Source organism: Solibacillus sp. FSL W7-1472, from assembly GCF_037969775.1.
Classification (GTDB): Bacteria; Bacillota; Bacilli; order Bacillales_A; family Planococcaceae; genus Solibacillus; species Solibacillus silvestris.
Genome location: NZ_CP150208.1, coordinates 1,885,110 through 1,909,817 on the forward strand (window position 1 = coordinate 1,885,110; position 24,708 = coordinate 1,909,817).

The 24,708-nt window shown below is 36.3% G+C and carries 27 protein-coding genes and 1 pseudogene; 10 read left to right on the forward strand and 18 right to left on the reverse strand.

The genetic code is table 11. The features are described from left to right. Positions 1-184: 184 nt before the first annotated feature. The 3 genes from MKY07_RS09265 to MKY07_RS09275 form a co-directional block, all read right to left on the reverse strand. Positions 185-1,480 carry an MFS transporter gene (locus tag MKY07_RS09265; protein ID WP_339264544.1) on the reverse strand — a complete coding sequence of 432 codons (1,296 nt, stop codon included), beginning with the start codon at positions 1,478-1,480 and terminating at the stop codon, positions 185-187. Positions 1,481-1,742: 262 nt separating this feature from the next. After that, on the reverse strand, positions 1,743-2,339 hold the full coding sequence (locus MKY07_RS09270; RefSeq protein WP_339264636.1) for a YitT family protein: 597 nt from the start codon (positions 2,337-2,339) through the stop codon (positions 1,743-1,745). A gap of 311 nt (positions 2,340-2,650) precedes the next feature. After that, positions 2,651-3,139, reverse strand: coding sequence for an N-acetyltransferase family protein (locus tag MKY07_RS09275; RefSeq protein ID WP_339264546.1), 489 nt, complete (start codon positions 3,137-3,139; stop codon positions 2,651-2,653). A 93-nt stretch (positions 3,140-3,232) separates the two neighbouring features. Between MKY07_RS09275 and MKY07_RS09280 the strand changes: the two genes are divergently transcribed. Further along, entirely contained in the window at positions 3,233-3,679 is a 447-nt protein-coding gene (locus MKY07_RS09280) for a MarR family winged helix-turn-helix transcriptional regulator (protein WP_014823860.1), read from the forward strand. 69 nt (positions 3,680-3,748) lie between these two features. Further along, positions 3,749-5,146, forward strand: a complete 1,398-nt coding sequence (locus MKY07_RS09285; RefSeq protein ID WP_339264548.1) for an NAD(P)-binding domain-containing protein — start codon at positions 3,749-3,751, stop codon at positions 5,144-5,146. A 46-nt stretch (positions 5,147-5,192) separates the two neighbouring features. Here MKY07_RS09285 and arsC read toward each other — a convergent pair whose 3' ends face one another. The 3 genes from arsC to MKY07_RS09300 are packed head-to-tail and all read right to left on the reverse strand — an operon-like array spanning position 5,193 to position 7,248. Beyond that, positions 5,193-5,618 (reverse strand): arsenate reductase (thioredoxin), encoded by a 426-nt coding sequence (arsC, locus tag MKY07_RS09290; protein WP_339264549.1) that lies wholly within the window; start codon positions 5,616-5,618, stop codon positions 5,193-5,195. 16 nt (positions 5,619-5,634) lie between these two features. After that, positions 5,635-6,930: an arsenic transporter gene (locus MKY07_RS09295; RefSeq protein WP_339264551.1), complete on the reverse strand. Its 1,296-nt coding sequence runs from the start codon at positions 6,928-6,930 to the stop codon at positions 5,635-5,637. 3 nt (positions 6,931-6,933) lie between these two features. Then, a complete protein-coding gene (locus MKY07_RS09300; protein WP_065215958.1) occupies positions 6,934-7,248 on the reverse strand; it encodes a metalloregulator ArsR/SmtB family transcription factor in 315 nt (104 codons plus the stop codon). A gap of 80 nt (positions 7,249-7,328) precedes the next feature. On the opposite strand from MKY07_RS09300, the pseudogene MKY07_RS09305 reads away from it, so the two are divergent. After that, positions 7,329-7,478 (forward strand): annotated as a pseudogene (locus tag MKY07_RS09305) (sulfurtransferase TusA family protein); the annotation flags it as partial. Positions 7,479-7,656: 178 nt separating this feature from the next. Here the strand turns inward: MKY07_RS09305 and trxA are convergent. Together trxA and MKY07_RS09315 are read right to left on the reverse strand one after the other, a co-directional pair. Continuing rightward, the gene (gene trxA / locus MKY07_RS09310; protein ID WP_339264552.1) at positions 7,657-7,968 is read right to left on the reverse strand and encodes a thioredoxin; all 312 of its coding nucleotides are present in this window, start codon (positions 7,966-7,968) and stop codon (positions 7,657-7,659) included. A 3-nt stretch (positions 7,969-7,971) separates the two neighbouring features. After that, a complete protein-coding gene (locus tag MKY07_RS09315; RefSeq protein WP_339264553.1) occupies positions 7,972-9,018 on the reverse strand; it encodes a TlpA disulfide reductase family protein in 1,047 nt (348 codons plus the stop codon). 397 nt (positions 9,019-9,415) lie between these two features. Here MKY07_RS09315 and MKY07_RS09320 point away from each other — a divergent pair, with 397 nt between their 5' ends. Further along, complete coding sequence (locus tag MKY07_RS09320) at positions 9,416-9,778, forward strand: hypothetical protein (RefSeq protein ID WP_339264555.1); 363 nt, start codon at positions 9,416-9,418, stop codon at positions 9,776-9,778. Positions 9,779-10,207: 429 nt separating this feature from the next. Continuing rightward, positions 10,208-10,717: an Ltp family lipoprotein gene (locus tag MKY07_RS09325; protein WP_014823853.1), complete on the forward strand. Its 510-nt coding sequence runs from the start codon at positions 10,208-10,210 to the stop codon at positions 10,715-10,717. 44 nt (positions 10,718-10,761) lie between these two features. On the opposite strand, the gene MKY07_RS09330 is transcribed toward MKY07_RS09325, so the two are convergent. From MKY07_RS09330 to MKY07_RS09345, 4 genes are all read right to left on the reverse strand, one after another. Continuing rightward, complete coding sequence (locus MKY07_RS09330; RefSeq protein ID WP_339264557.1) at positions 10,762-11,406, reverse strand: alpha/beta family hydrolase; 645 nt, start codon at positions 11,404-11,406, stop codon at positions 10,762-10,764. A 21-nt stretch (positions 11,407-11,427) separates the two neighbouring features. Beyond that, positions 11,428-12,228 carry a protein phosphatase 2C domain-containing protein gene (locus MKY07_RS09335; RefSeq protein WP_339264558.1) on the reverse strand — a complete coding sequence of 267 codons (801 nt, stop codon included), beginning with the start codon at positions 12,226-12,228 and terminating at the stop codon, positions 11,428-11,430. 132 nt (positions 12,229-12,360) lie between these two features. Beyond that, complete coding sequence (locus tag MKY07_RS09340; RefSeq protein WP_339264560.1) at positions 12,361-12,900, reverse strand: ATP-dependent exonuclease; 540 nt, start codon at positions 12,898-12,900, stop codon at positions 12,361-12,363. A 153-nt stretch (positions 12,901-13,053) separates the two neighbouring features. Next, entirely contained in the window at positions 13,054-13,428 is a 375-nt protein-coding gene (locus MKY07_RS09345) for a hypothetical protein (RefSeq protein ID WP_008407221.1), read from the reverse strand. Between the two features lie 501 nt (positions 13,429-13,929). Between MKY07_RS09345 and MKY07_RS09350 the strand changes: the two genes are divergently transcribed. After that, positions 13,930-15,303, forward strand: coding sequence for a nucleoside-diphosphate sugar epimerase (locus MKY07_RS09350; RefSeq protein ID WP_339264561.1), 1,374 nt, complete (start codon positions 13,930-13,932; stop codon positions 15,301-15,303). A gap of 100 nt (positions 15,304-15,403) precedes the next feature. Here MKY07_RS09350 and MKY07_RS09355 read toward each other — a convergent pair whose 3' ends face one another. Together MKY07_RS09355 and MKY07_RS09360 are read right to left on the reverse strand one after the other, a co-directional pair. Next, positions 15,404-15,571 (reverse strand): hypothetical protein, encoded by a 168-nt coding sequence (locus MKY07_RS09355; protein WP_008407223.1) that lies wholly within the window; start codon positions 15,569-15,571, stop codon positions 15,404-15,406. Next, the gene (locus MKY07_RS09360; protein WP_339264564.1) at positions 15,564-15,725 is read right to left on the reverse strand and encodes a transcriptional regulator; all 162 of its coding nucleotides are present in this window, start codon (positions 15,723-15,725) and stop codon (positions 15,564-15,566) included. Before MKY07_RS09360 ends, MKY07_RS09355 begins: the two co-directional genes overlap by 8 nt. A gap of 199 nt (positions 15,726-15,924) precedes the next feature. On the opposite strand from MKY07_RS09360, the gene MKY07_RS09365 reads away from it, so the two are divergent. Further along, a complete protein-coding gene (locus MKY07_RS09365; protein WP_339264565.1) occupies positions 15,925-17,184 on the forward strand; it encodes a mechanosensitive ion channel domain-containing protein in 1,260 nt (419 codons plus the stop codon). 123 nt (positions 17,185-17,307) lie between these two features. Here MKY07_RS09365 and MKY07_RS09370 read toward each other — a convergent pair whose 3' ends face one another. Continuing rightward, entirely contained in the window at positions 17,308-18,249 is a 942-nt protein-coding gene (locus MKY07_RS09370) for a tyrosine recombinase XerC (protein WP_008407226.1), read from the reverse strand. 277 nt (positions 18,250-18,526) lie between these two features. Here MKY07_RS09370 and MKY07_RS09375 point away from each other — a divergent pair, with 277 nt between their 5' ends. Next, entirely contained in the window at positions 18,527-19,948 is a 1,422-nt protein-coding gene (locus MKY07_RS09375) for a sugar phosphate isomerase (RefSeq protein ID WP_339264566.1), read from the forward strand. 54 nt (positions 19,949-20,002) lie between these two features. Here MKY07_RS09375 and MKY07_RS09380 read toward each other — a convergent pair whose 3' ends face one another. Continuing rightward, positions 20,003-20,407, reverse strand: coding sequence for a hypothetical protein (locus MKY07_RS09380; protein WP_008407228.1), 405 nt, complete (start codon positions 20,405-20,407; stop codon positions 20,003-20,005). A 39-nt stretch (positions 20,408-20,446) separates the two neighbouring features. Next, complete coding sequence (locus MKY07_RS09385) at positions 20,447-21,316, reverse strand: tyrosine-type recombinase/integrase (RefSeq protein WP_008407229.1); 870 nt, start codon at positions 21,314-21,316, stop codon at positions 20,447-20,449. A gap of 173 nt (positions 21,317-21,489) precedes the next feature. Here MKY07_RS09385 and MKY07_RS09390 point away from each other — a divergent pair, with 173 nt between their 5' ends. Further along, positions 21,490-22,293 carry an enoyl-CoA hydratase-related protein gene (locus tag MKY07_RS09390; RefSeq protein WP_339264570.1) on the forward strand — a complete coding sequence of 268 codons (804 nt, stop codon included), beginning with the start codon at positions 21,490-21,492 and terminating at the stop codon, positions 22,291-22,293. A gap of 151 nt (positions 22,294-22,444) precedes the next feature. On the opposite strand, the gene MKY07_RS09395 is transcribed toward MKY07_RS09390, so the two are convergent. Next, positions 22,445-23,752, reverse strand: a complete 1,308-nt coding sequence (locus MKY07_RS09395) for a Spo0B domain-containing protein (protein ID WP_008407231.1) — start codon at positions 23,750-23,752, stop codon at positions 22,445-22,447. Positions 23,753-24,316: 564 nt separating this feature from the next. Here MKY07_RS09395 and MKY07_RS09400 point away from each other — a divergent pair. Then, complete coding sequence (locus MKY07_RS09400) at positions 24,317-24,706, forward strand: RDD family protein (protein ID WP_231918649.1); 390 nt, start codon at positions 24,317-24,319, stop codon at positions 24,704-24,706. The last annotated feature ends 2 nt before the right edge of the window (positions 24,707-24,708 follow it).

Genomic DNA, 24,708 nt, shown 5'->3' on the forward strand with positions numbered 1-24,708 from the left:
AACAGTTGGTTCATTATTTATAGTCTGGTTTTTATAAAAAAGTGAGATTATTTCAGGATGAGAATATTCAATTGAAGCGTCAGATTGTTGAATATGTATAATGATTTATAATCCTCAATATGAAATTAAAGGATTTTACTTCTCAAAGATATATCCAAAATAAAGTGTTAGTAATTTAACCCTTCTAGTTTTTGGCGCTACGAGACCATAACATAACCGGAATTAATAATAAAGAGAGAATCCCTCCAATAAATGATAAAGTTAGATAACTTGATCCTGCCATAATCACTCCCGACAAGGCTCCACCAGCAGCTCCTGACAACGCCACGAAAACATCCAATGTACCTTGTGTTTTAGCCCTTGTAGAGGTTGTAGTTGAATCAACAATAAGTGCAGTCCCACTTATCAACCCAAAATTCCATCCTAATCCGAGTAGAGAAAGTGCAATCACCAGGAAAACCATGGAATCTCCTGGTGCAAATGCTGCTGTTAAACCCGCCAGAAGTAATGTAATTCCAGAAGCAATCGCCATAGCAGTACGTCCCAATTTATCAACAAGGATACCAGTAACCAGAGAAGGCAGATACATGGCACCTATATGAAAACCAATAACAATACCAACTTCCCCTATGCTATGCCCATGATGCCGCATATGAACAGGTGTCATTGTCATAATAGCTACCATTACAATTTGAGTGAGAACCATAATTGTCGCACCTACAATTATGCCTCTTCGGTTTTCTACTTGCTCTGTAATAGCTGAATGTGTTTTCTCATGCTTTTCTTTGTTGGACGCTTCTATTGATCTTGCTATTAGTAATGGATCTGGCCGAAGCATAACAAAAAGCACAATTCCTGCTAAGATATATGCAGCTGCTGCTAAAATGAATGGTCCAGCAAGTGCTGGAACGCCAATAGAAAGAGCAATATCACCCATTACATTTACTAAATTCGGACCAGCAACTGCACCAAAAGTTGTAAAAACCATCGTAAGACTAATAGCAGTCGCTCTCTGTTTATTATTTGCTAAGTCCGTACCTGCATACCGAGCTTGTAAATTAGTTGCAGTTCCTGAACCATAAACAAGTAAAGATAGAAATAACAGCAAAACGCTATTTATAATAGCTGCAATGATGACCCCTATTGCCCCAAGCCCACCAATCATAAAACCTGTAGCCAGCCCGATACGACGTCCAGACGCTTGCGAAAGTCTCCCGACGAGTAAAGCTGCTCCTGCTGAACCTAAAGTAAATAACGCGGAAGGAAGCCCGGCATAGGCTTCTGTACCAAGCATTTGCTGTGCAAGAAGCGCCCCCACCGTAACGCCTGCTGCTAATCCTGCCCCACCAAAAATTTGTGAGACACTTACAACGAATAATGTCCGCTTATATAACGCTTTTTGTTTTTCCGGATAAAGAATGTAGCTTTTCAGTGTAGCTGTTTGTTCTTCTGAAGATTCTACACGAGTTTTTTGTACCATATTCCTGCCTGCCTTTCTAAAAACCTTCCTACAAGATTTGGAATATCATAACACGCACATAAAAGCCATACAATATGAAAATTGTATGGCAAACAATATTTGATAACGCAAACAGAAATCCTTACTGCCCTTTCCGGACAACTATTTCCAACTACCAACCCCACTCCTTAGGTATCCAGAAAGTCCTCGTTCCCTCCAAAAGGCACGATCATAGATAGCAACTACTTTGGCCTGTCCTGCCGTCCATGCTCTTTTCCTCGCTTTATACATCATTTAAAAGCGACAACATGTCCTTTCTACTTGTAATAAAACTCGTGGTGATACCAATAGAAAGTATAGTCATAACGGAGAGATAAAACGTCTCTGAAGTTAATAATAAGCCACCAATAATTATTATGATGGAATCAATAAACAAAATATAAATCCCTACATTTATCCCCGTCTTCTCACATAAAAACTGGGCAATAAAATCCGTGCCTCCCGTACTTGTCTGAAAATTTAACATCAATCCATTTCCAATTCCAACAAGAATGCCACCTAGTAATGAACTGTATATAGCTTCTAATTCAATTAGATTATTTAATGGTGATAGAAAATCGATAAAAAAGGCATACAGAATCAGACCATGTAAGCTGTTATAGAAATAATTTCTATAAAAAAACCAAGCAAAAATAAAAATAGGAATACTAACTACTATAACTATTAATCCTGTATTAAAACCCCATAAGTAATTTGCTATTAATCCAATTCCTACTGTTCCTCCATCTAATATTTCATGTGGCACTATAAACAGATTTATACCCAATGATATAAAAATGCTTCCGGTAATTAGCGCCAAACCTTTTTTTAAAAAGTACAGGGAATCACCTCTTATTTATACTTTTCAGAACATCTATTAGTACAATTCAAGTAATGGAAATACTTAAAAATATATGTTCATTACTCAGTTTAAAGAAGAACCCCCAAAAGTTTTTTACTACTTGCTATTAGTGTTTTGAAATTTCTTCTAGCATGAGGTTAACCTTCAATACATAACAGTTTCTTCACCAAATACACTAACAATCGAGTCAGTACATTCATGCTTCCACTGAAATAAATCGCTGGATTTAAACCACTTCCTGAAATATACACTAACTTCTAACCGTGAATTCACGAATCTAACATATTCGGCTAAATACTCCTTCTTCTCTCCATTAAAATATTGTCTTTCCACTCTCCATTGAGTTGAGCAATCTTTTCGCGGACACCAACCACACGAAAACCATTTTTAATATGTAAATTAAGACTAGCAGCATTTTCTTTAAAAATTTTGGATTCTAATGTCCAAAATCCTTCCTTTTCAGATGCTGTAATCATATGATTCAATAATAAATGTCCAATTCCCTTTCCTATTGCATCTGGTGCAATATAAATGCTTACTTCTCCTACTCCTTTATACACCTTACGTTTTGAAACGGGCGTTAATTTACACCAACCTAAAATATGATTTTCCTCCAAAACAACAAATGAACAATTTGGATTTGCTTCACCAAACCACTCATTATAAGAATCGGGGGCATTCGATTCGAATGTAGCCATTTTAGTATCGATCCCTGCTTCATAAATTCGCTTTACGTCTAACCAATCTTCACTTGTAACAAATCGTATTTTAATAGACATATGTTAACCTCCAAGTGACTGAATATTAAAATAATAAAATAAATAGTTGCATTTTGCAAATGTTTTTGTTTTACTTTAATTAGAGGTGATTGAATGGAGAATAAACGTGAAATTTTTCATATACTAACACGAAGATTTGGATTACTAAACAAAAATTGCTGTTCTGTTGGATCCTTTGAAATATCTACAATTCAAAGTCAAATTCTCTACGAAATTGATAAACAGCATACACCTTCTATGCAACAAATTTCTGAAACACTTGCAATGGATATTACGACATTCAGCCGGCAAATTCAAACACTAGTGAAAATGGAATTGGTTAAAAAAACGCCTTCACTTCAAGATAAACGTGTATCAATTTTATCATTAACAACACAAGGAAAATTTGTTGCAACAACGATAGATGAATCCATGAATGCCTATTTAGAGGAAGTATTCTCACATATGAACGACTTTGAAAAAGAAACGGTACTTCGTTCAATTCAGCTTCTAAACGAAGCAATGTCTAAATCGACGGTATGCTGTACCCCGATTTACTAAGCAAGGATTTCTTGCTTTTTTATTTAGTATATAGTTGCAAACTACAAGTAATTAAGGAGGAAGTTATAAATGAACATACCGTTATCAATTAAAAATCAAAATTCAAGCTGTTGTGCACCTGTATCAACGTCAATTAATTCTTGTTGTAGTCCTGCGGAAGGTACACAAAATGAGTCACTCCCTAAAGAATCATCTATTAAGCTAAATAAAACATATCCTGTTGCTATTATTGGAGCAGGTCCAGTTGGCTTAGCTGCTGCTGCCCATCTATCTTTAGCTGGTGAAGCATTTATCCTTCTTGAAAAGGGATCTGAGGTTGCTGAAAACATAAAATCCTGGCAGCATGTTCGTCTATTTTCACCATGGCAATACAACGTGGATAAAGCTGCTAAACAATTGCTACTTAAATCTGGTTGGACTATGCCTGAAGAATCCATTCTACCAACAGGTCAAGAAATCCGCGCGATGTATCTACAGCCATTAGCAAATTTACCTGAGATCAAACCATTTATATCGTTTAATACAACCGTTGTCGGCATTAGTAAAAAGAATCGCGATAAAATGAAATCAGCCAGTCGCGATTCTGCGCCATTTGTACTTTATACAGAACAAAACGGTAAGACAGAGCGCATTTTTGCCAGTGCTGTTATTGATGCTACGGGTACATGGACAACGCCAAATCCTGTTCATGCAGAGAATGTTTGGACTTCAGCTGAGCAAAAGCTTGCTGACAAGATCTTTTATGGTATTCCGAATGTTAAATCATTAAATGATCGCTATAAAGGCAAGCGAGTCGCTGTTATTGGAGGTGGGCACTCAGCTATTAATACGATTTTAGAATTAGAAAAACTTGAAGATGTTGAAATTATATGGGTTTTACGTAAAAAGCGTGTAGAAGAAGCTTATGGCGGTGAAGAAAAGGATGCGCTTGCTGCTAGAGGTGAATTAGGGAGTCGCATTCATACTTTAGTTAATGAAGGAAAAATAAAAGTCTTTACTCCATTTTATATCGAAGAGCTTACACAAACATCTGATGGAATTATCATAAAAGGTGATGGCCCAACTGGCGAACATCAACTTCCAGCAGTTGATGAAATCATTGCGAATACAGGAAGCCGACCAGACTTCTCATTTTTAAAAGAAATCCGATTATCGATTGATTCTACTGTCGAAAGTGTTGAAGCATTAGCACCACTCATTGATCCAAATGAGCATAGCTGCGGTACGGTCCGTCCTCATGGTGAGTTAGAATTACGTCATCCTGAATCTGGCTTTTATATTGTCGGTATGAAAAGTTATGGACGTGCTCCTACATTCCTAATGGCAACTGGTTATGAGCAAGTTCGATCAATTGTCGCTTACTTAACAGGTGATCTCGAAGCAGCTCGTAAAGTTGAGCTGGATCTTCCTGAAACGGGTGTCTGTAGTTTAGATTTAAATAGTAATAACAATTCTAACTGCTGTTAAAAAAGAAATCCCCTTGAAAACATTTCAAGGGGATTTCTTTATTAGACTATTTTTTTAACTCATCGTTTACGAACTGCTCAATGCGTGCACCGATAGCATCACGTACTTGCTGGAAAATTGCCCATTTCTCTTCCTCAGTACCTGTAGCTTTTGCCGGGTCTTCGAATCCCCAATGCTCACGGCGTACACTTGGTGGGGTCATTGGACACTTATCGGCTGCATCTCCGCAAAGTGTTACGACTAATGTTGCTTTGTTTAAAATATCTTGGTTAATTAAATCCGAAGTATGGTGAGAAATATCGATCCCTACTTCATTCATTGCTTTAATCGCATTGGGATTGACACCATGCGTTTCAATTCCAGCTGAATACACTTCCCAATCTTCCGGTAATAGCTTTTGTGCCCATCCATCTGCCATTTGTGAGCGACATGAATTCCCTGTACATAAGAAATATAGTGTGTTTTTTGTCATTTGAAAACCGCCCTTTTTAAAAGATTAGTAATGTAATATATAGTCCAATTAAAGTAAAGATAAGAATAGGCACCGTTAACACAATCCCGGTTTTAAAGTAAGTACCCCAAGAAATTTTTACACCTTTTTGAGATAGTACATATAACCAAACCAGTGTTGCCAGTGATCCGATTGGTGTAATTTTTGGACCTAAGTCTGACCCGATCACGTTTGCGTAAATTAATGCTTCACGTAATGTACCATTCGTCGTCGTTTCAGCAATCGCTAAAGCATTGACCATCACTGTTGGCATATTGTTCATGACAGATGATAGAAAAGCCGCGATAAAGCCCATTCCAACAGTAGCTGCGAACAATCCTTGCTCTGCTGTCCATTCAATTACACTTGCTAACATAGGAGTTAAACCTGCATTGCCAAGTCCGTAAACAACGACATACATACCGATTGAAAAGAATACGATATTCCAAGGTGCACCTTTCACAACCGCTTTTGTATCAACGACAGCACTTTGCCGCGCCATGACTAAGAAGAAAACTGCAATAACGCCTGCAACAAGAGAAACTGGTACGCCAATAAATTCACTTGAGAAATAGCCAACAACTAAAATTGCAAGCACAACCCATGAAAGTTTAAACATTTTCATATCTTTAATTGCAAGGTTTGGTTCCTTTAACATCGATTCATTGTATTCGCGTGGTATCGACTTGTTAAAGTAAATCAGCAGCACGACAATCGTTGCCGCTAGCGAGAACAAGTTGGGAATAATCATACGCGAAGCATACTCTACAAACCCAATACCGAAGAAATCTGCAGAAACAATGTTGACTAAGTTACTTACGACAAACGGTAAACTTGTCGTGTCCGCAATAAATCCACTTGCCATAATAAACGGGAAAATCATTCTTTCGTTAAACTGTAAATTACGCACCATTGCTAACACAATGGGTGTTAAAATCAAAGCAGCTCCATCATTCGCAAATAATGCAGCAACGACAGCTCCTAGCAGACTAACATACACAAACATTTTGATACCATTGCCTTTTGCGGCCCGTGCCATATGTAGTGCAGCCCATTCGAACAAGCCGATTTCATCTAATATTAGTGAAATTAATATAATCGCAATAAACGATAATGTGGCATTCCACGTAATATCAATGACTGTGCCGACGTCGTTAAAATCAACAACACCAACAAGTAATGCGACGATTGCGCCAACCATTGCCGACCAGCCAATATTCAGTCCCTTTGGCTGCCAGATTACAAAAACCAGCGTTACAATAAAAATGAGTAACGCAATGACAAACATATTCAATTTTTAGCCCTCCACACATTCACTGTTAATTTTACATCCACATGTTGAATCTTCATTAATTGAAGCAAGTATATTTCGCATTAACGAAGTTTGATTTTCTTGTATTCGATAATGCTTCCATGTCCCTACCTTGCGTTCAGTAATAATACCAGCTTCCTTAAGTTTGCGTAGATGCTGACTCACGGCAGGCTGTGAAATATTAAGGACGTCTGTAAAATCACATACGCAAACTTCCCCTTTTTTCAGACAGGCTAAAATTCGTAAGCGATTGGCATCTGCAACTGCCTTTAATTGTTTTTCCATTAAATCGAGTTCCATTTGCATCCCTCCATAGCTATATAAGAATATACTTATATTATGTTCTTAGTCACGGTTTTGCAACTACTAAATTTTAATTTACAATTAACTCTGGTGAAGTGTTAGAAGTACAAGTAACAGATAAAGGTGCACTTGCAGACTTTACAGCATGGGCTGGCGCAGGTGGTCACACTATTTTAGAGCAAAAAGAAGAAGCAGGCGTACTGTACTTCTACATTCAAAAAGCATAACAGTGTCTTGGGCGAGTAGAGCATTGTTCTACTCGCTTTAATTTTTATGAAAGAAGGATAAACAAATGGAAATCGATTGCCATTTGTTTATGGAGCGGTTACACAAAATTTCTAAAACTTTTACAAAGTGGACACTAGAAAAGCCATACACATCTGCTGTATATGGCTTCCTTGTCCATTAATATAGACGAATAAAATCGATTAAATCTTCTTTTGGCATGAAACCAGCTGTCTTTCCTTTTAATTCACCGTCTTTAAACACTAATAGCGATGGAATTGACATAATTTGATAGTTTTCTGCTGTAACTTGGTTCGTATCTACGTCTACCTTCACAATTTTAACTTCGTTTCCGATTTCTGCATCCAATTCCTCTAAAACTGGCGCAATCATTTTACATGGACCGCACCAAGCCGCCCAAAAGTCGACTAATACTACACCGTTTAAAATTTCTTGTTCAAATGTTTGATCTGTTGCATGTACAATTGCCATGTTTTATTCCTCCAAGTATGTTTGATGTTTTTTGATTAATTGGCGCAAGACCTCTTCGCTGACAGGGCCTACTAAGCGCTCCAGTTCCTCACCTTGTGCATTAAGTAGCACGGTTGTCGGGATAGACATTACCCGAAAGGCAGTTCCTACTTCATCTGATTCATCCAATAAAATTGGATAGGTCACTTCATATGTTTCCATAAAATTAACCAATGCCTGCTCCCCGTTATCACGGTCTGTTAAGTTTACCCCGATGAGCGCTACCCCCGCAGGTAAATCTTCCGCAAAGCTTTGCAAGTGAGGCATTTCTGCTTTGCATGGTGGACACCAGGTTGCGAAGAAGTTAACAATAGTCAGTTTCTGCTCTTGCTCCGATAAACTATACATTTCCCCGGTCGTTGTCGGTAAATCAATCATTTCATGGGCTATTGTTTCAGTTGCTTTCTCCACATCCACAAGCATCATTGCTACTAAACTTAAAATACCCGTGACGACCAAATACTGTGCTTGCTTTGTTTTTAAATACACTGTTAACAATACAAAAAGTTGGACTAGTGTTAAACTGCTCGTAAAGCCATTCAACCATGCTAGTAGTAAAAACTGTCCGAGTAACAGCCCGTGTTGATATTTTCTTTCAACAAGTACAAGGACCAAAAGCCAGATTACTGCATACAGCCAGTGCTCCTGAAATCCTAAACTAATGACGCTAAATATCGCCACAACCCTCGCCCAGTATATCCAAATATCCGGCCATACTAGTATTTGTCTTTTTCTATATAGAATAAAAGCAAGCGCCACTAATGCGAGAACGTGTCCTTTTAGCCCTCCGTCAAAATAAACTAATGATAACGGAGCTTTTATAAAATCGGATAAAGAGAATAGGATATAGCTGAACTTCCAAACGAGAATATAGGTAAAGACAAGATGCTCCAATAATTTATTTGTTCCTACACCTACCTTCCGACTTCTAAAATCACTATATAAAATAGCAAGTATAAAAGCGAGCCATGCTACCGGAATATTGAATTGTCCTAAACTTATATACATCATCTGTTAATTCCCCTCTACCAGCAGTGGGCTTTCCAGGGCTTACTTAAAACACCGCCTGCAACTCCACCAATAATGATTACTTTTTTCATCCATAAACCTCCTACCTCTTCTTATATTTGCAAAACACCAATTTCTAACACATATAATATACCCCGGTGGGTATGCGGTCAACTGATTTTTTTATAATCCTTTCTATTTCCACGTCCAGTGAAGTTTTAATTGTCCTTTAATGTATAATTTTTGATTAGAGACTTTACCTTTTTTATTTTTATCAATAATTTTGCAAATATGAGATAAACCCTCATTATGCCAAAACTTAGCCTGTATTTGAGTGTATAGGGTATAGATAGGTTTATTAATTTGTTACAATAAACAATTGAACTGGAGGTAATGCATTATGAACAAATGGACCATAGTCCTTATAACGGCAGGAATGCTGCTCGTTGGGTGCAGCGATGAAGCTGCAGAAAAGAGTAAAGCGGAGGAAGAAGAAAAACCAAATGAAACAGATCAGCTTAAAGACGATCTCAGTGAGGAAGAGGCTGCAAAATTACCGGAATACAATATTATCCGTAAGCAAATTGGAGACGGTTCTTACAAAATTATGATCATTGCTAATAACGAAGAAACTCGTATTCTCCATTTTCTAAATGCACAAGGTGAACTACAATACAAAGCCGTGTTTGTAAAAGAGACCAATCGTTTAAAAATTATAAACACCAAAGGAGACGACATTGTATTTAATCAAGTCATCGGATAGGCGCAATTTATCTAATGTCTCCAAAGGTAGTTCGAAAATGAATCAACCGTGAATCCCTTCCTTTGAATAAAACTCGCTTCAATAATGGCGAGTTTTTTGTCATTTTTTAGACTTATTTATTATACTGACATTCTATTGCTTCCCCAGCCTCTTGCTGCTGTACTTCTAACAAATGTCATCCGATAGACATTGAGGAACCATTTCTCGTGACATCTCTACCTCATATCTAAAAAATAATTTCCATTAAAATAGCATAAGATTACTCTCATTTAAACAACCTTTGCCTCCTTAAAAATAAAGTTAATTAAAAAAAGTAGATATTTTCCGGAAATCCAATAAAAATTTGTTATATATATAAGAATTACCAGTATTATTATCCTAGAATAACTAGTAAAATATTATTATTAAGATTAAGGAGGATTTACCGCGTTGAAAAAAGTATTTAAACTTGGTTGTGGTGGTTTTTTAGCCCTTATAATACTAGTGATAATCATTGCAGTGTTCAGTGACGGAGATACGTCTGAAGTGGATTCAGATACAAAAGTTGAAACGGCAACTGAACCAAAAGAAAACGCAGCAGAAACAAAAGAAGCTGTTAAAGAAGAACCAAAAGAGGAAGCAAAAGAAGATAATGTACCGCGCGAATATAAATCTGCGTTGAAAAAAGCGGAAATGTATGCAGAGACAATGCAAATGTCTAAAGCAGGTATTTACGATCAGTTAATTTCGGAATATGGAGAAGGTTTCCCTAAAGAAGCTGCGCAATATGCAATCGATAACCTGGAGCATGACTGGAAAGCGAATGCATTAGAAAAAGCAAAATCATACGCTGAAACAATGGCAATGTCTGACTCTGCAATTTATGATCAATTGATTTCCGAATACGGTGAAAAATTTACGGCTGAAGAAGCTCAGTACGCAATTGATAATTTAGAATAAAATGAAAGCCTTCCATCAAATTGATTGGTGGAAGGCTTCTTCCGTTAAAATTCATCGATCTTTTTAATTACCGTCTTTAAAAGATCAATGGAATTGACAGGATCGCTCTTATACTGCAAACTATGATCCGCGCCAGCAAGTAGACTTGTCACAAGCTTAGGATTATTGACGAATTGACTATATCTTTCCGCATTATAATGCGTGTCATCATCCCCAATAAAACATAAACTTTCATTATGACTGTTTAACATCGATTCAAAAACATCATCCCGATTAAGAAGCGGTGTTAACCAAACAGCTTTTGCATTATAAAAAGTCTCTCTTTCCAACAGAGACGCCATAGCAATGGTACCTAGAGATTTTCCGACAAAATAATATTCCTCATACGAATTTTCTTTTAAAACATTATCAATGACCGCACCCACATCATGTTTTATCGCTTCAACGAGTTCTTCCATACTGAAATGGTCATAGAACTTATCGTTATAGGTATAATTTACCTGCAGTACATCTACAGACTTCCGTAAAAATATACCCGTTGAATAATGAAGTAGAGGTGCTTGAGTGGTATATCCTGCCCCGGGAAGCAGAATCGCCAATTTCGAGGCATGCTCATCAGTGCTTAATATTGTAAATGGAATATCCTTTTCTTTATAACCTGTAATAGTATCTGTTTTTACTTTAAACATACACATCCCCCCTTAAAAAGTTTATTTATTACTCGGTTCACTCGCATTTTTATCGATATTCACGGTCCATGAAACAATCGTTGTACTGTCCCGTACGCCGTTTTCTTGAATTTCTTTTAATAGATGGTGCACAGCATTGGAATGAGATTTGGTATGGTCAAACACCTTCATAATTTCCTGAGGGTTATCAAATGAAGTATGAGGACATTCTGTTAACCCGTCCGTTGTCACAAAAAGCTGATTTAGCCCTTTTCGCAATTCCCTGCGCCCCGTACTATAACATGGTACTTCCATTTCAAATGTATTGACATTCCCGATCCACTCGTAAAAATTCCTTTGATTTAGCTGATATTGATGCATATTAGCCAGCTCAGGATGAAATAGATGTAGAATACAGTCTCCAACTGAAAACCACCAAATATATTTGCTTTTCCTAAAAACGATAAGACAAGCCGTTTCGCCTTGCACCTTACGGCAACGAGCTAAAAAATGCGGATCTTGAAAAATCTGAATGATATAATCGTCCAATTCATTAAAAGCATCGGGTAGTGACTTGTTAAAAATTGTGATCAAGTTATATTCTTCATTCACAATGGTCTCCATGACTAGTTCGGCGCTTTCCGCACTGTTATGAGCATCAAGAATCATGACGAATTCCCAGTCCTGCTCTTTATTCAACCAAACGATACAACCATCTTCGTTTTTGTATTGCCCAGCTGATGAATTACCGCCAAACCGACCAATTGCAAGATTGTTGAATTGCTGAATATGTGGTAAATCAACTAAATGTGTTTCGCTCCCTACCCAATTGAATTTAAACACTTTCTACATCCCTCCTTACACCACATTATTTATAGATTTTCATAGTATATCATCTTCAAGGTAAAATTTGTAAAATAAAGAAAAAGCTTAACCCTTTATTGAGCTAAGCTTTTTTATCTCGACTGAAAATGACTATTTCTTTTCATACTCATCGAATTTTATGTTTTTCTTACTAGCCATTAGATAAATATAACTCGTTGCCATCGATTTATCTTCCTGAACGATTAATTCATTCCCTGATTTATCGATAAATTTATAATTGCCTAATGCATTCGGCACAAACTCTAAAGCAACACGTTCAATCGAATCCCATTGCATTTTCTCAGAGCCGATTAATTGGCTTTTAAACACTACCTGCTCATTAATCGCTGTGTACGTACTTGTTGAGCTATACAACGTCACCAATCCTCCGATCAGGAGCAGTAAACTAAGCACATAGGTCGCAATTTGACGTTTCCAGCATAGCATTGCAAAAGCTGCAGCCAATATTACAAATCCTGCGATAATAATTTTCACATTGGTTCTAAATGAATAAATATAAAAATACGAGCGATCTGTCAAAAATAAATCCGGAACAGTCATAGGTACAAATATGGCGAACAGCGGTGAAATAATGATACAAGTAACCGCCATTACACCAAAAATCAGTCTCGGTGAATAGTCTTTAAACATGGCCGTTCTCATCCCCTCTTAAAAAATAGCTTTATACTATAAATTTAATGTATAATGGACCATTTTTCAATAATTTGGAAAAAATGAGGGGACGAATTTTATATAAAATAAAAAAGCAATCGAATTCTCCAATTGCTTTTATCATTTTTCTTATTAAACTTCCACACGGTAACGCCAATTTGTATGCTTTACATCCTCATAATTGATATACGCAACGCTTGCTTCGATGACATCGTTTAAGTTCAGGTTATGCTGTTTTGCAAATTCCTTCAGGCTTTCCAGTAATTCTTTATCGCATGTTGTCCGAAATTCAATGCGATCTTTTGGTCGGTTTTTTTTATCATAAGCAATTGTACCGGACTCAATCAAATTACTATAACCATTTTCCAATAAATAGCCGATATGGGTATCATATTTTTCGGCAAGCTGTTTTAAGCTGTTTATTATCGCCGCGCTCATTCGCGTTTTATACCGGATTCTTGATTCATCCGTTGTTTGGATCAGTTTCCCGTTATGTATCTTCCACATCGTCATTCTCCTATCACCAATTCATTACGTATATTATATAGCCATTATCGGGCAAATGAAAACACTCCTTATGGCATAAGGAGTGTAAAGGGGTAAAGTTGCGGCCGGTATTGCATATTAAGTTGTAATGTTTTGTACGTTAGTTTAACTTTTATAAAACGTTTGAGCTGAAATTTTCAATGGTATATCTCAATTCGTGTATGCATTTCGCTCGCCTAATTTGGTTTGGCATCTTTCGAAAATCTTCGTTAAAGCATTTTGTTCATTAATTGCCTAACATAAACTGTGAATGTTGCTTGATAAACGCATACAACGAAGCTAATAGAAATCATCATATAAACAATCTAAACTAGTGGTTAACTTACTGTCTACTCTTCAGTGACCGCAACTTTACTTACAAGTTATATACCACCTTAAAACATCTTTAAACCTAATATGCAGACTTTTTTTTCGGATTTTTTATCGTTCAAGTATATAATAGAAGGAACGGAGGTGTCTTACATGCTAAAAATCAAAAAGATCGAGTTTATTAAAGTTCTGTATGACGACGCAATAGCGCAAAATATATTTTCAATCGCCAATATTACGTTTTCAAATAGAAGTCCGATACAAGGTGCCCTCCTCTACTGGCAGCAAAATGAATCAAAGGAACCTTATACGAAAGAAGGCGACTACAAATTTTTCTATGACTTGGCAAAAGCGCAGTATTTTGCGGCTGTAAAGTTTCCGAAAGACTGTGAGTTAACACGGGATGAACGCCAGGAACTTGCCTATATATTACTGGAAGAACGCGGGGCCATCGGGACGTACAGTTTTGTCTCAACTAAGCCGAGAGCAGCCTTCCATCTAAATAAGGCTTTTCAGGAAATTGCGTTCCCTACACAGTTTTCAGTAGATAATTTTAACGATTTATCTGTTATGAAAAAGCTGGAGGCCAATGTTGAGACCATTTACGAGCAACTACCATATGACCGTGTATTTTTGGAAGCTTATAGAAATTGGTGCATTCAAGCAGTCCAGTTGCATCCTTCCCGCTTAACAGCTTATTTTCAATACTTGCCGTTTACGTATGTGTGTTATGCGAATCCGCTTTTATCAGAGCAGTTTCTAATCGATTATTTGCCTGAAGTGGATCTGGAAGCACTACAGTATAACAAGCCGGTACTTGAGCGGTTATCGATGTCCTTTAAACGTTATTTAGTGACAACGTTAATGGCCAACAAAAAACGTCTGAATCCGGATTTTGTCGATCAGCTGGATGATTTTATCGAAAGCAATGCCTTTTATAATTCCTTTGAGCTTATCTATTTACCGGAAGCCGATGACATCCCGGATATGGATTTGCAGCTATTCGAATATGACCGCGGATCTTATAAATGGGCAGGCAGTGAGCACTTAGTTAAAGGAATCCCTTCCCTTGTCAGTCAGAAGTATAACCGGTATGGGGATAGACGCTTAACAAATACCGAAATGGATAAAAAATTTAAGGCCTACAATGAAGAACAAAAGCAGTTATTTACAGCAATCGCGGAGCTGCATTGGCTAAATAAATACCGAAATGAGCTGGATTGGTCATATATTTGCCAATATAATGTGCATTTAACGGAACAGTTTTTAACAGCGCATCTTAATTATGTCGATTTCAATGCGCTAGGCCAGAATACGGATATCGCGGTTAACGCTGATTTTTTATCAACTTATTTGCACCGGTTTAACCATCAAAAAGCGGTTCCGTTAATAATTTCTCATTTAACAGAGCAGTTTTATTTAACGCATAAAGACGAAATTAAAGTTGATCTCGATTTGCTGTATAAATATATGGACAATATTGATGAGGAAGAGTTTTTGCGAATTGAAAATTATTTCCTTGATTAATACAAGGCTGCTTTGTATCACCATTACGAAGCAGCTTTTTTTGTTTTAAAAAACAAAAATCAACCTACAATATATTTGTAGATTGATTTAATAAAGTAGATTAAGTTGTAATTTCATAAACACCTCGATGCAGCATGGCGTAATTTGCAGACAGATAAGACATTTCCATCGTCAGATCAGGCTGGATATAGTGAATGTTCACAAGCTCAATCGAATGAATCGGCATTACATCCTTATAATATACTGTTTCGGTTTGAGGACTAATCATGTTGTCTCTTCTCCTGTTCCATTGCATAGCCGTTATAAGCAAGTAATTGCTGATGGGAAAGCTGATTCACATAATATCGGAAATTAACCGGCTGTAATCCAAACTGTTCACATTTCTCTACATACATCTGATACCCTTTTTCAAAATAATTCATTGGACTTCTCTCCTTTGTTATATAACAGTTTTTATTTATAAATTAAATATATAACAGTTTATAAACAGTGTCAATGAATTATCTGAATTTTATTTTACTTTTGAACATTAGCGACGAACCGTTCTTTTCGTGGAACCGCAGTAGACAATAATTTCATCTCATCGACATCTTTGTTACCATAGGAGGCGGGAGGAATTTAATGAAACTTATTTATAAAAAACTAATCGATTTTGGAGTAAATCCAATAGTTGCTGAGTATCTCTCAGTAGGAATCATGATTATTTTCATCGTGATCCTTTGTTTATTGGCAAACTTTATCACTAAAAAGATTGTCATCCGATTTATTACACATATTGTGAATAATAACAAATATACGTGGGATAACATCCTTTTAGAAAAGAAAGTATTCCACAAGTTATCTCATATCGTTCCGGCGATTATTATTTATCATTTTGCTGAAGCTTTTACGTATCAGGACCTCATCGAAAAAGGGGCCATTACGTATATCATAATCGTCGTAATAAGTTTATTAGGCAGTTTATTGAATGCTTTTCATGAAATTTATCTTACGTATGAAATTTCAAAAGTTCAGCCGATTAAAGGCTATATTCAAGTAGCAAAAATTATTGTTTATGTCCTGGGGATTATATTGATCATCGCGAACTTAATTGGTAAAAATCCGCTCATTATTCTAAGTGGGCTAGGTGCACTGTCAGCTGTCTTGCTGCTCGTTTTTAAAGATTCCTTATTAGGGCTTGTTGCAGGGATTCAATTAACATCAAACGATATGGTGCGTGTAGGTGATTGGATTGAAATGCCGAAATACGGTGCGGATGGGGATGTCATTGACCTTTCGTTAAACACTGTGAAAGTACAGAATTTTGATAAAACGATTACGACAATTCCAAGTTATGCACTAATTTCGGACTCTTTTAAAAACTGGAGAGGTATGCAAGTAACTGGTGGGAGAAGGATCAAACGTTCCTTATTTATTGATACAACAAGTATTGCGTTTTGCTCGAGGGAACAGATCGAGAAGTTACGAAACATCCATTATCTTACGGACTATATTGATACGAGACAGCGTGAGATTACTGAATATAATATCAAGCATCGGATCGATACAAGCAATCAGGTAAATGGCAGAGCACTGACTAATGTCGGTTTATTCCGAACATATATTAGTAATTACTTAAGAAATCATCCAGGCATTCATAAAGAAATGACCACAATGGTAAGACAATTGGCTCCGAATGAATATGGTTTACCAATTGAAATTTATGCTTTTTCAAATGATATCAATTGGGCCGTATATGAATCTATACAATCTGATATTTTCGACCACCTCTTTGCCATTGCGTCAGAATTTGACCTTCGACTATTCCAAAATCCGACGGGCAATGACTTTAAAGCGATGAGTTCCCTACATTTAAATAATCATGAAGGTGAATCAAATTAATTGATCGCTTTAAAAATAGCCATTTTCTTTCATAAGAAATGGCTATTTTTTTAACTCATGCGGGCTCCTATCGCGCTTCCTGTTAAATATCTCTATATTCATCTAGTTTACATAATATTATTATCATAAATTATTGAATGGGTTATTTTTAAGTACTTCTTGAATTTGTTCGTCTTCGATATGTGTATAGATTTGTGTTGTCGCGACACTGGAGTGACCAAGAATATGCTGTAGTGTCCGGATGTCCGCTCCGGATTTATACATCATTGTAGCGGATGTATGTCGAAGTTTATGCGGTGTCAGCTTCTCTTTCGGTGAATGGCTGTTTGCATTGATTACTTTCACGATTCGTGCAATCGACTGTCTCGCAAATCGTGTCCCTTTTTGGGAAATGAACAGCGGTTCTTTCCCGTCCCCTTTATACGCATGCCGCTCCTGTAAATACTTATCCAATGCATTCATACAGGCATCATTTAAATACACATGACGTTCTTTATTCCCTTTCCCGATTACCGTCAGCATACGACCATTAATAGAATCGATATTGAGTGAGCATAACTCGGATACACGAATGCCAAGATTCAGGAAAAAAACCATCATGCATTCATCGCGTGCACAATAGGACTGTGTCTGTACTGCGCCGATAAAATCCTTTGCCTCATTATAATTTAAGTAAACTGGCTGGCGTCGGCCAATTTTTGGTGTTTCCAAATGTTCAGCCGGATTTTCATCAATTAGACGACGTTTCCCTTTTAAATATTTAAAAAAGGATTTTAATGTTGCGACTTTGCGAGCGCGGGCTGATGAGGAGTTACCTCGCTGTACTTCGCAATATTCCATAAATAAATATAAATCTTCCAGAGACACTTCTTTTATTTGGTCAATTGTAATAGTCGAAATGTCGATTGTATGTAAACGGTCTAACGGAATATCTTCTTCAATCGCTTTAAGGAAACGCATAAATAAAATAAGATCATATTCATATTCTTTTCGGGTTCTTTGCGACTTTCCCGTAATCGTTGTTAAGTATATTAAAAAATCACGTAAAAATTTCGGCAGCTGCATTTTCGTCCAATCCCCCTCTATTTAGCTCTTATTATAGCATAAAAAATGTTCCCAAATTTATATTTGGGAACATTATTGCTAATTTAGAAGATTTAAGCGGTTTTTCGACATTAAAAAGGAACAAATGTTCTTATTTCGTAATTTCGCCTTCAGACGAAGTGAAATGTCGAATCGTGGATGGTAACCCATGTCGAATCGTCTGAGCGCGATTTTTGTCATCGCAGCTTTTGGTTAAATTTATCGGATTTTGGGAATAGATGTTCCAGGAGGTGAAAGGATGAATTCGCTAAAAACCCACTATGTTTTTTATTATCCTTTCAATTATCGACAGTACGATTTTGTAAAATTACAGCAAATATTAAAACGCAACAAATTTTATCATTTTACTATCGATGAAGAGGAATTCAACGAAACACTTTACGGCACGGATATCGAAGTTTCCCACCAATTGTTAAAGCAATTCTTTTACCCTTTCATGGAAGAGAAATTATTGAACGACGAGATTTCCATACGAAATTTTAACCGCTACTCCAAAAAAATTCTTTGTGATGGAAAAATGAAGACGGCATTCGATGAAATTCCATTTACATTATTGAGCGCGGATATCAATCTTTGTCCATTTGGGATCGGAATTTTAGCGGTGAGGATACAATTGGCAGATGATGTGGATTTAAATGCCGCGTTATCATTCGGTCATTTTTTTAGAGTACTGCAGCCAAAAATTGATGAAGAGCTAGGCGCAGAAATTACTTACGACAATTTTGTCTTTTATAATACAGATGAATTAATATTAAAGAAAATTGCACCTTTTTTAGAACAGTTTTTTGTCGATTATTCTTCGATTCATAAAAATATTAGTAAAATACCGTTTTTTGAAGATGAGCGGATGTATGTCAGTGCTTTTTTTCATTTGGAAGAAGGCGCTGAAATCGACGAGCATTTACTGTATCGAGCAGGACAGTTAAACGGACGTGACAAAAATGGGGATCCCTATATTTCAAGTTCAAATAAAGAGTATATTGAACGCTTTGTGCAGGAGCATTGCTACGAAAGATGGGCACCGAAATTTCATATTATAACCACATTGCAAGGCCATATTCACCTTTCGTCCGTAAACGATGAAAGCATGAAGAAATATTTGAACAGCTTTCATTCTGTTTCCTACTATACATTGCTTATCCACTATTTTTATAAGCTGATGTTGTTAAAACTCGTATTTGAACATAGTGAATTGAAGTTTTCGAAAGATAAGGACATTGTAGAGGAATTAATTGAACAGATTACGAAATTCGCATCCAGGTATTACTTTTCAGAGGTTTCGGCACGTTCGGAAGGTAAAGAAATTTCGCACTATTTCCGGAAAGCGTTTCGTATTGATGGACTGTACCGCGAGACAAAGGAAACGCTCGAAGAACTATATCGGATACAGGAAGACCGTTCAACGGACAGGTTAAATAAACTGATTTTTATTTTGACGATTTTCAGTATGATTTCCGGTATATATGGAATGAACTTGGTCATTGAAATGCTGGCAGAGCCATTTAATATATCCGAAATTTTTAGTTTTACATTTTTTGAATGGATTGCACTTATACTGATGGTCTTCGGCTTACTGACGCTGGCACTGCTTATTTTGAATCAAGTTTATAAATATTCAATTAGCTACTACGGGAAAGTGAATAGGCGACGTCAAAGATAATGGGGTTATGGGGATAGTCAATTGACTGCACCCATAACCCCATATTTATTATCCTTAGACATATAGTGTAATCTGTTCCCCGCTCCGCTCTACTTTCCAGTTTGAAGAAAGCATTCCCCGAATTTGTTGCTCGGTAATCGAATCGACTTGTAAAAAATGCAGACCGTTCCCCTCCGCTAGCAGTTCATATTGGTCATCAGAAATTTGAAAACGCATGCGCAGCAAGTTTTTCAATCCGTTCATCGTTACAAATTTCACCTCATAGTTCCCAGCAAAAGCCTGTTCCATTTCTTTAGCATTTTCTTTTAATAAAATTCTTAAACTATCTGTATCGATATCATAGGAATTTGTTAATAAATGAAGTTCATCATTTTCAATAAAGTGTTTAATTTGTTCAAATGTATAAGGATGGTTTTTCAGTAATTCGATCGTATAGGCTTCCATCATCGATATCGCCATTATTTCTCCCTCTCAATCTTTCATCAATTATATTATTTACTAGCTATTTTTCGGGAAGCGTTGTTCTCGCTCAAGCAAGACACCTTTTCTTGCATAGCCGAATTGCTCGTACAAAACTTTCGGATCCTCATTTTTCGTTAGCAATTTTTGAATGGCGTGGTAGCGCATATTTGTGGCGGTCACTTTAAATTGGAGTTGCTCGGACATCGCCTTAAAAATCCGTTCAATTGTTTTGACGGAGACCGGTTCCCCCATTTTATTGCCGACACCGAGCCAAACATATGGTGAATTTTCGGTTAGCGGCATGAATTCCAAAGTATGGTGTTTATAGTCCTCGAGCAATTCCAGCAGTTTTTTCGAACACTGTAAAACACGGTAACTTTTCGATGCCAGAACAATAATTTCATTTTTTTCGGTGTTAATATGCTTCCATTCCATGCGCACAAGTTCGGCTGGCTTAATACCAAGCTCAGCAACTGTAAAAACAATGACCGTATTGCGTAATGCGAGCCATTCATGTTCCTCATTCAAGGCAATCTCATATTGCTTCGGCCAATAGGCTAAGGCCCGAGTGAACTGCTTTTCCTTCAACACATTCAGTTCCGTTTCCTGTTTTGTCAATGGGGCGATGATTTCTTCATTATATACAGAAATCACACCGCGTAGCTGCAGAAAAGTAAGGAAATGGCGAATCGATGCGAATTTGCGGTTGACCGAATTGAACGAAGGATATTTTTCCTGAATTGTTTTTGAATAAAGTTGCAATGCTTCATTAATTTTATTTTCATGCTGAATAATTTCCGCGAATTGCTTTGCATCCAATGTATATTGTTTCGTTGTATGAAAAGATTTATTTAAAGACTTTAAATAAGCAGTAAACGCTTTAACATACGGTTGGATTTTTTCCATATTTTACGCCCCTTTCTTTGTATTGTATCATGCACAGAGGTAAGAGTTATATGGATTTCATACGGAAAATTGCTGAAAATTCGTTAAATTTACTTGAACCGCCCAGATTGCATGTTATTGTATATTTTTTCGTCTATAATGACTAGGTATATATAGTTAAGGGGGACCATTTAATGCAAGTACGTACGACAAGACTTGAAGCGGAAGAAGCGAAAATCATTTATCAGGAAACTGCGGGGCTCGCCATTATTACCATTCATCGCCCGCAACTTAAAAATGCATTAACGGCAAATATGTGGGATCAGCTTGCAAAAATTGCATTGCGCACATTGGAAAATCCAAAAAACAAAGTGCTGCTGTTGCGCGGCTCCGGCGAGAACTTTACAGCAGGCTCGGATATTAAAGAATTTAATTCGATTTCGTTGGAGAAAGCAGAAGAAGCTTTTGTGCATATGGAAAGAACCATTTCCACGATAGAAAATTTACCGATCCCAGTAATCGGTGTTATTAACGGTCCGGCAATGGGGGCAGGACTGGAACTTGCCCTCGCATGTGATATTCGTATCGGTTCGGACAAAGCGAAAATGGGGATTCCGGTCGGTAAGCTCGGCATAACATTGAATAATAAATTTGCAAAGCGACTAGTCGATCTGGTCGGACCATCCGCAACGAAAGACTTTGTATTTACAGGACGCATGTATAAAGCAGAAGAAGCGTTTAAAGCCGGAATGCTTAATTATATAGTTGCTGAAAAAGATTTGAACCGTTTTGCAATCCGTATGGGTAAGCTTGTTGCGGGTATGTCTCCTGATTCGTTAGTAGCAGTAAAACACTCCGTAAAAGAATGCGTCGATTCTGCCCCTGTATTATGGGAAGGTTCAACATCATTTGTGTCCGAAACAGACTTTTCAGAAGGTGTCCGGGCATTTGTAGAAAAACGTCAGCCGGTTTTCACAAGACAGCTTCCAAAACAATAAAAAACTGCCTCCATTTTGTGGAGGCAGTTTGTTTGAAGCTTTTTAATAAAGTTTGGTTAAAAGTAAGTTATAATCGCTTATTTTATACAGAAACCAACTGTTTTGAAACAAAGTTAGATTAATACGAATTTGTACCATAACCTTTTACTATTTACTTACTAGGGATTTTCACAATCGCAATTGTCTCTTTTTCGTTTATTGTATCAAGTGTAATCGTTCCATTGTATTTATTAATTGTTTCTTTAACAATAAACAAACCTTGTCCTCTAACTCTTCCTTTCTCTACTTTTTTCGTTGAGTAGCCTTGTTTAAAAATTTGATTTATGTCAGGTAGCTTTCGCCCAGCGTTCGTAATCGAGAACGTATAATATAACTCGTCTGCTTTACAGCTAACTGTAATTTTACGTAGTTCCTCTGGCAACTCCATTGTTGCTTCTATCGCATTATCAATTATGTTCGATAATATATTGATTAAATCAATCGTTTTTATGTTATCAAATGGATTATCATCAACGGTTATCTGTATATCAATTTGTTGATTTTGACATGTTAATTTTTTTGTTTGCAGTAATATCGCTAATCCTGGGTGATCAAGATTCAATTTAATGGATTCAATTGTCTGTATGTCTTTAGACAAAGAATCGACATACTTTGTCGCTTGATCTACCTCACCTATATGCAGAAATCCATGTAAAACTTGGATATGATTAATATAATCGTGCCTTAATGATGAGACAGAAGCAATTAACGTTTTAATTTCCTTTTGATATGTATACTCCGTAGTTCCAACTTCTTTTTGATACCACTTTTGTAAAAGGAAGAAAGAAATAATAACAATAATAACAAAAAGTCCACTGAGTACTAATAGAAAAATATTACTATTAATAACTGTTTCTTTAATCCCGTCAAGTGTTTCCGTACTAATATCAATGCTAAGGTAGCTAATAATTTCCCCTTTTTCATTCATAATAGGAGTCCCAACCGTTATATAATGATGATCATATTTCGTATCTTCTAGGATCTCTGTTACAAATTGCTTTCCTTCCTCATACGCAAATTTCACTTGGGCTTCCGGTACTGTACAAACTTCACCTATTAGAAAATCATTTGGATTATCCTTGTTTTCAGGATAACCTACAATTAAAATCTTCGATGTTGTAGGATTGTCTATTTCCATAGTATAGACGTATAATACACCTAGTTTTTCTCGGGCATCATTCAAATAATGTCGTATTGTCCAATAATCTTCATCACGATTCCGTTCTTTTAAAAATCGCTCATACGTTTCCAGATCAATCGCCTTTGCAATGGATTTGGCAGCTTCAAGATTTTGGTTAGCAATCGCCTCTTCCACTGTATCTTCAATCTTTATATAGGAAGTATACATACTTATTCCAATAAAGAATATGACTAATACGATAGATAACACTATTATTAGCTTTAATTTAAAACGTTTCATATCAAAACAATACTCCCTTACTATTAAATACATATTTTGCAGCAAATTAAACAATTAAATTATTTTCCTGAAAATGAAAAAGCCCATCCCAACGACTGATGAAATAAGGGCTATTTCAATTAGTAATCTGTTATAGAATCTATAATTATTAATATTAATTGGATATAAGGAACAAAAAACAGTATAAATGTTCCAAATCCTTTTGTCCAAAAAACTTTTATATTATCAAAGAATGTAATTATATATTTATCCGCAAAGTTAATCCAATTTTTTTAGAATACTGCTAATAATAGGTGCAATTAACATAATTAATAATACATTAATAAAAAATCTTTTCAAAACAAGTTCACATCAAACTTAGAATGATCTTTATCAAAATATAACATAAGTAATATAATTCTAAAACCTCGTTTGCTAACCTTACAGCATTAAAATGGCATGACAAGGTTATGATCAGCAATACTCCTAAACTTAGCTTTGGGGACGTTTATCTTCAATTAACGAGATAGTAGTTCAACAAGAAAATGGTATAATTTTTAGTAAATGAGGTATTAGGGGGATTAGATGAATTTTAAGAAACCAGCAGGATTTGGTATAAGATTTGTCGCAAGTTTTATAGATTTTTTAATTATTTCGTCAATATTTGGAATCGTATTCTACATGATAAACGGTAATTATTCTATCGAACAGACCGAAGAATTCACTTTTCAAGCATTATATACCTTGTATTTGACCATTACTCCTATTTTGTGGGGTGGATACGTAATTGGCAAAAAAATTTGTAAGGTTAAAATAAAGCGTTTTAACGATGATGAGAAACCTACAATACTCAAACATAACAGGTTTAATCCACAAGAAAAACCGAAATCCTTCTTCATAGACAGAGAGAGGAAATTCCGGTTCATTTATTTTACACGTTTAAACTTTGTTCAAAACGGTACGTATTTTTTATAAAC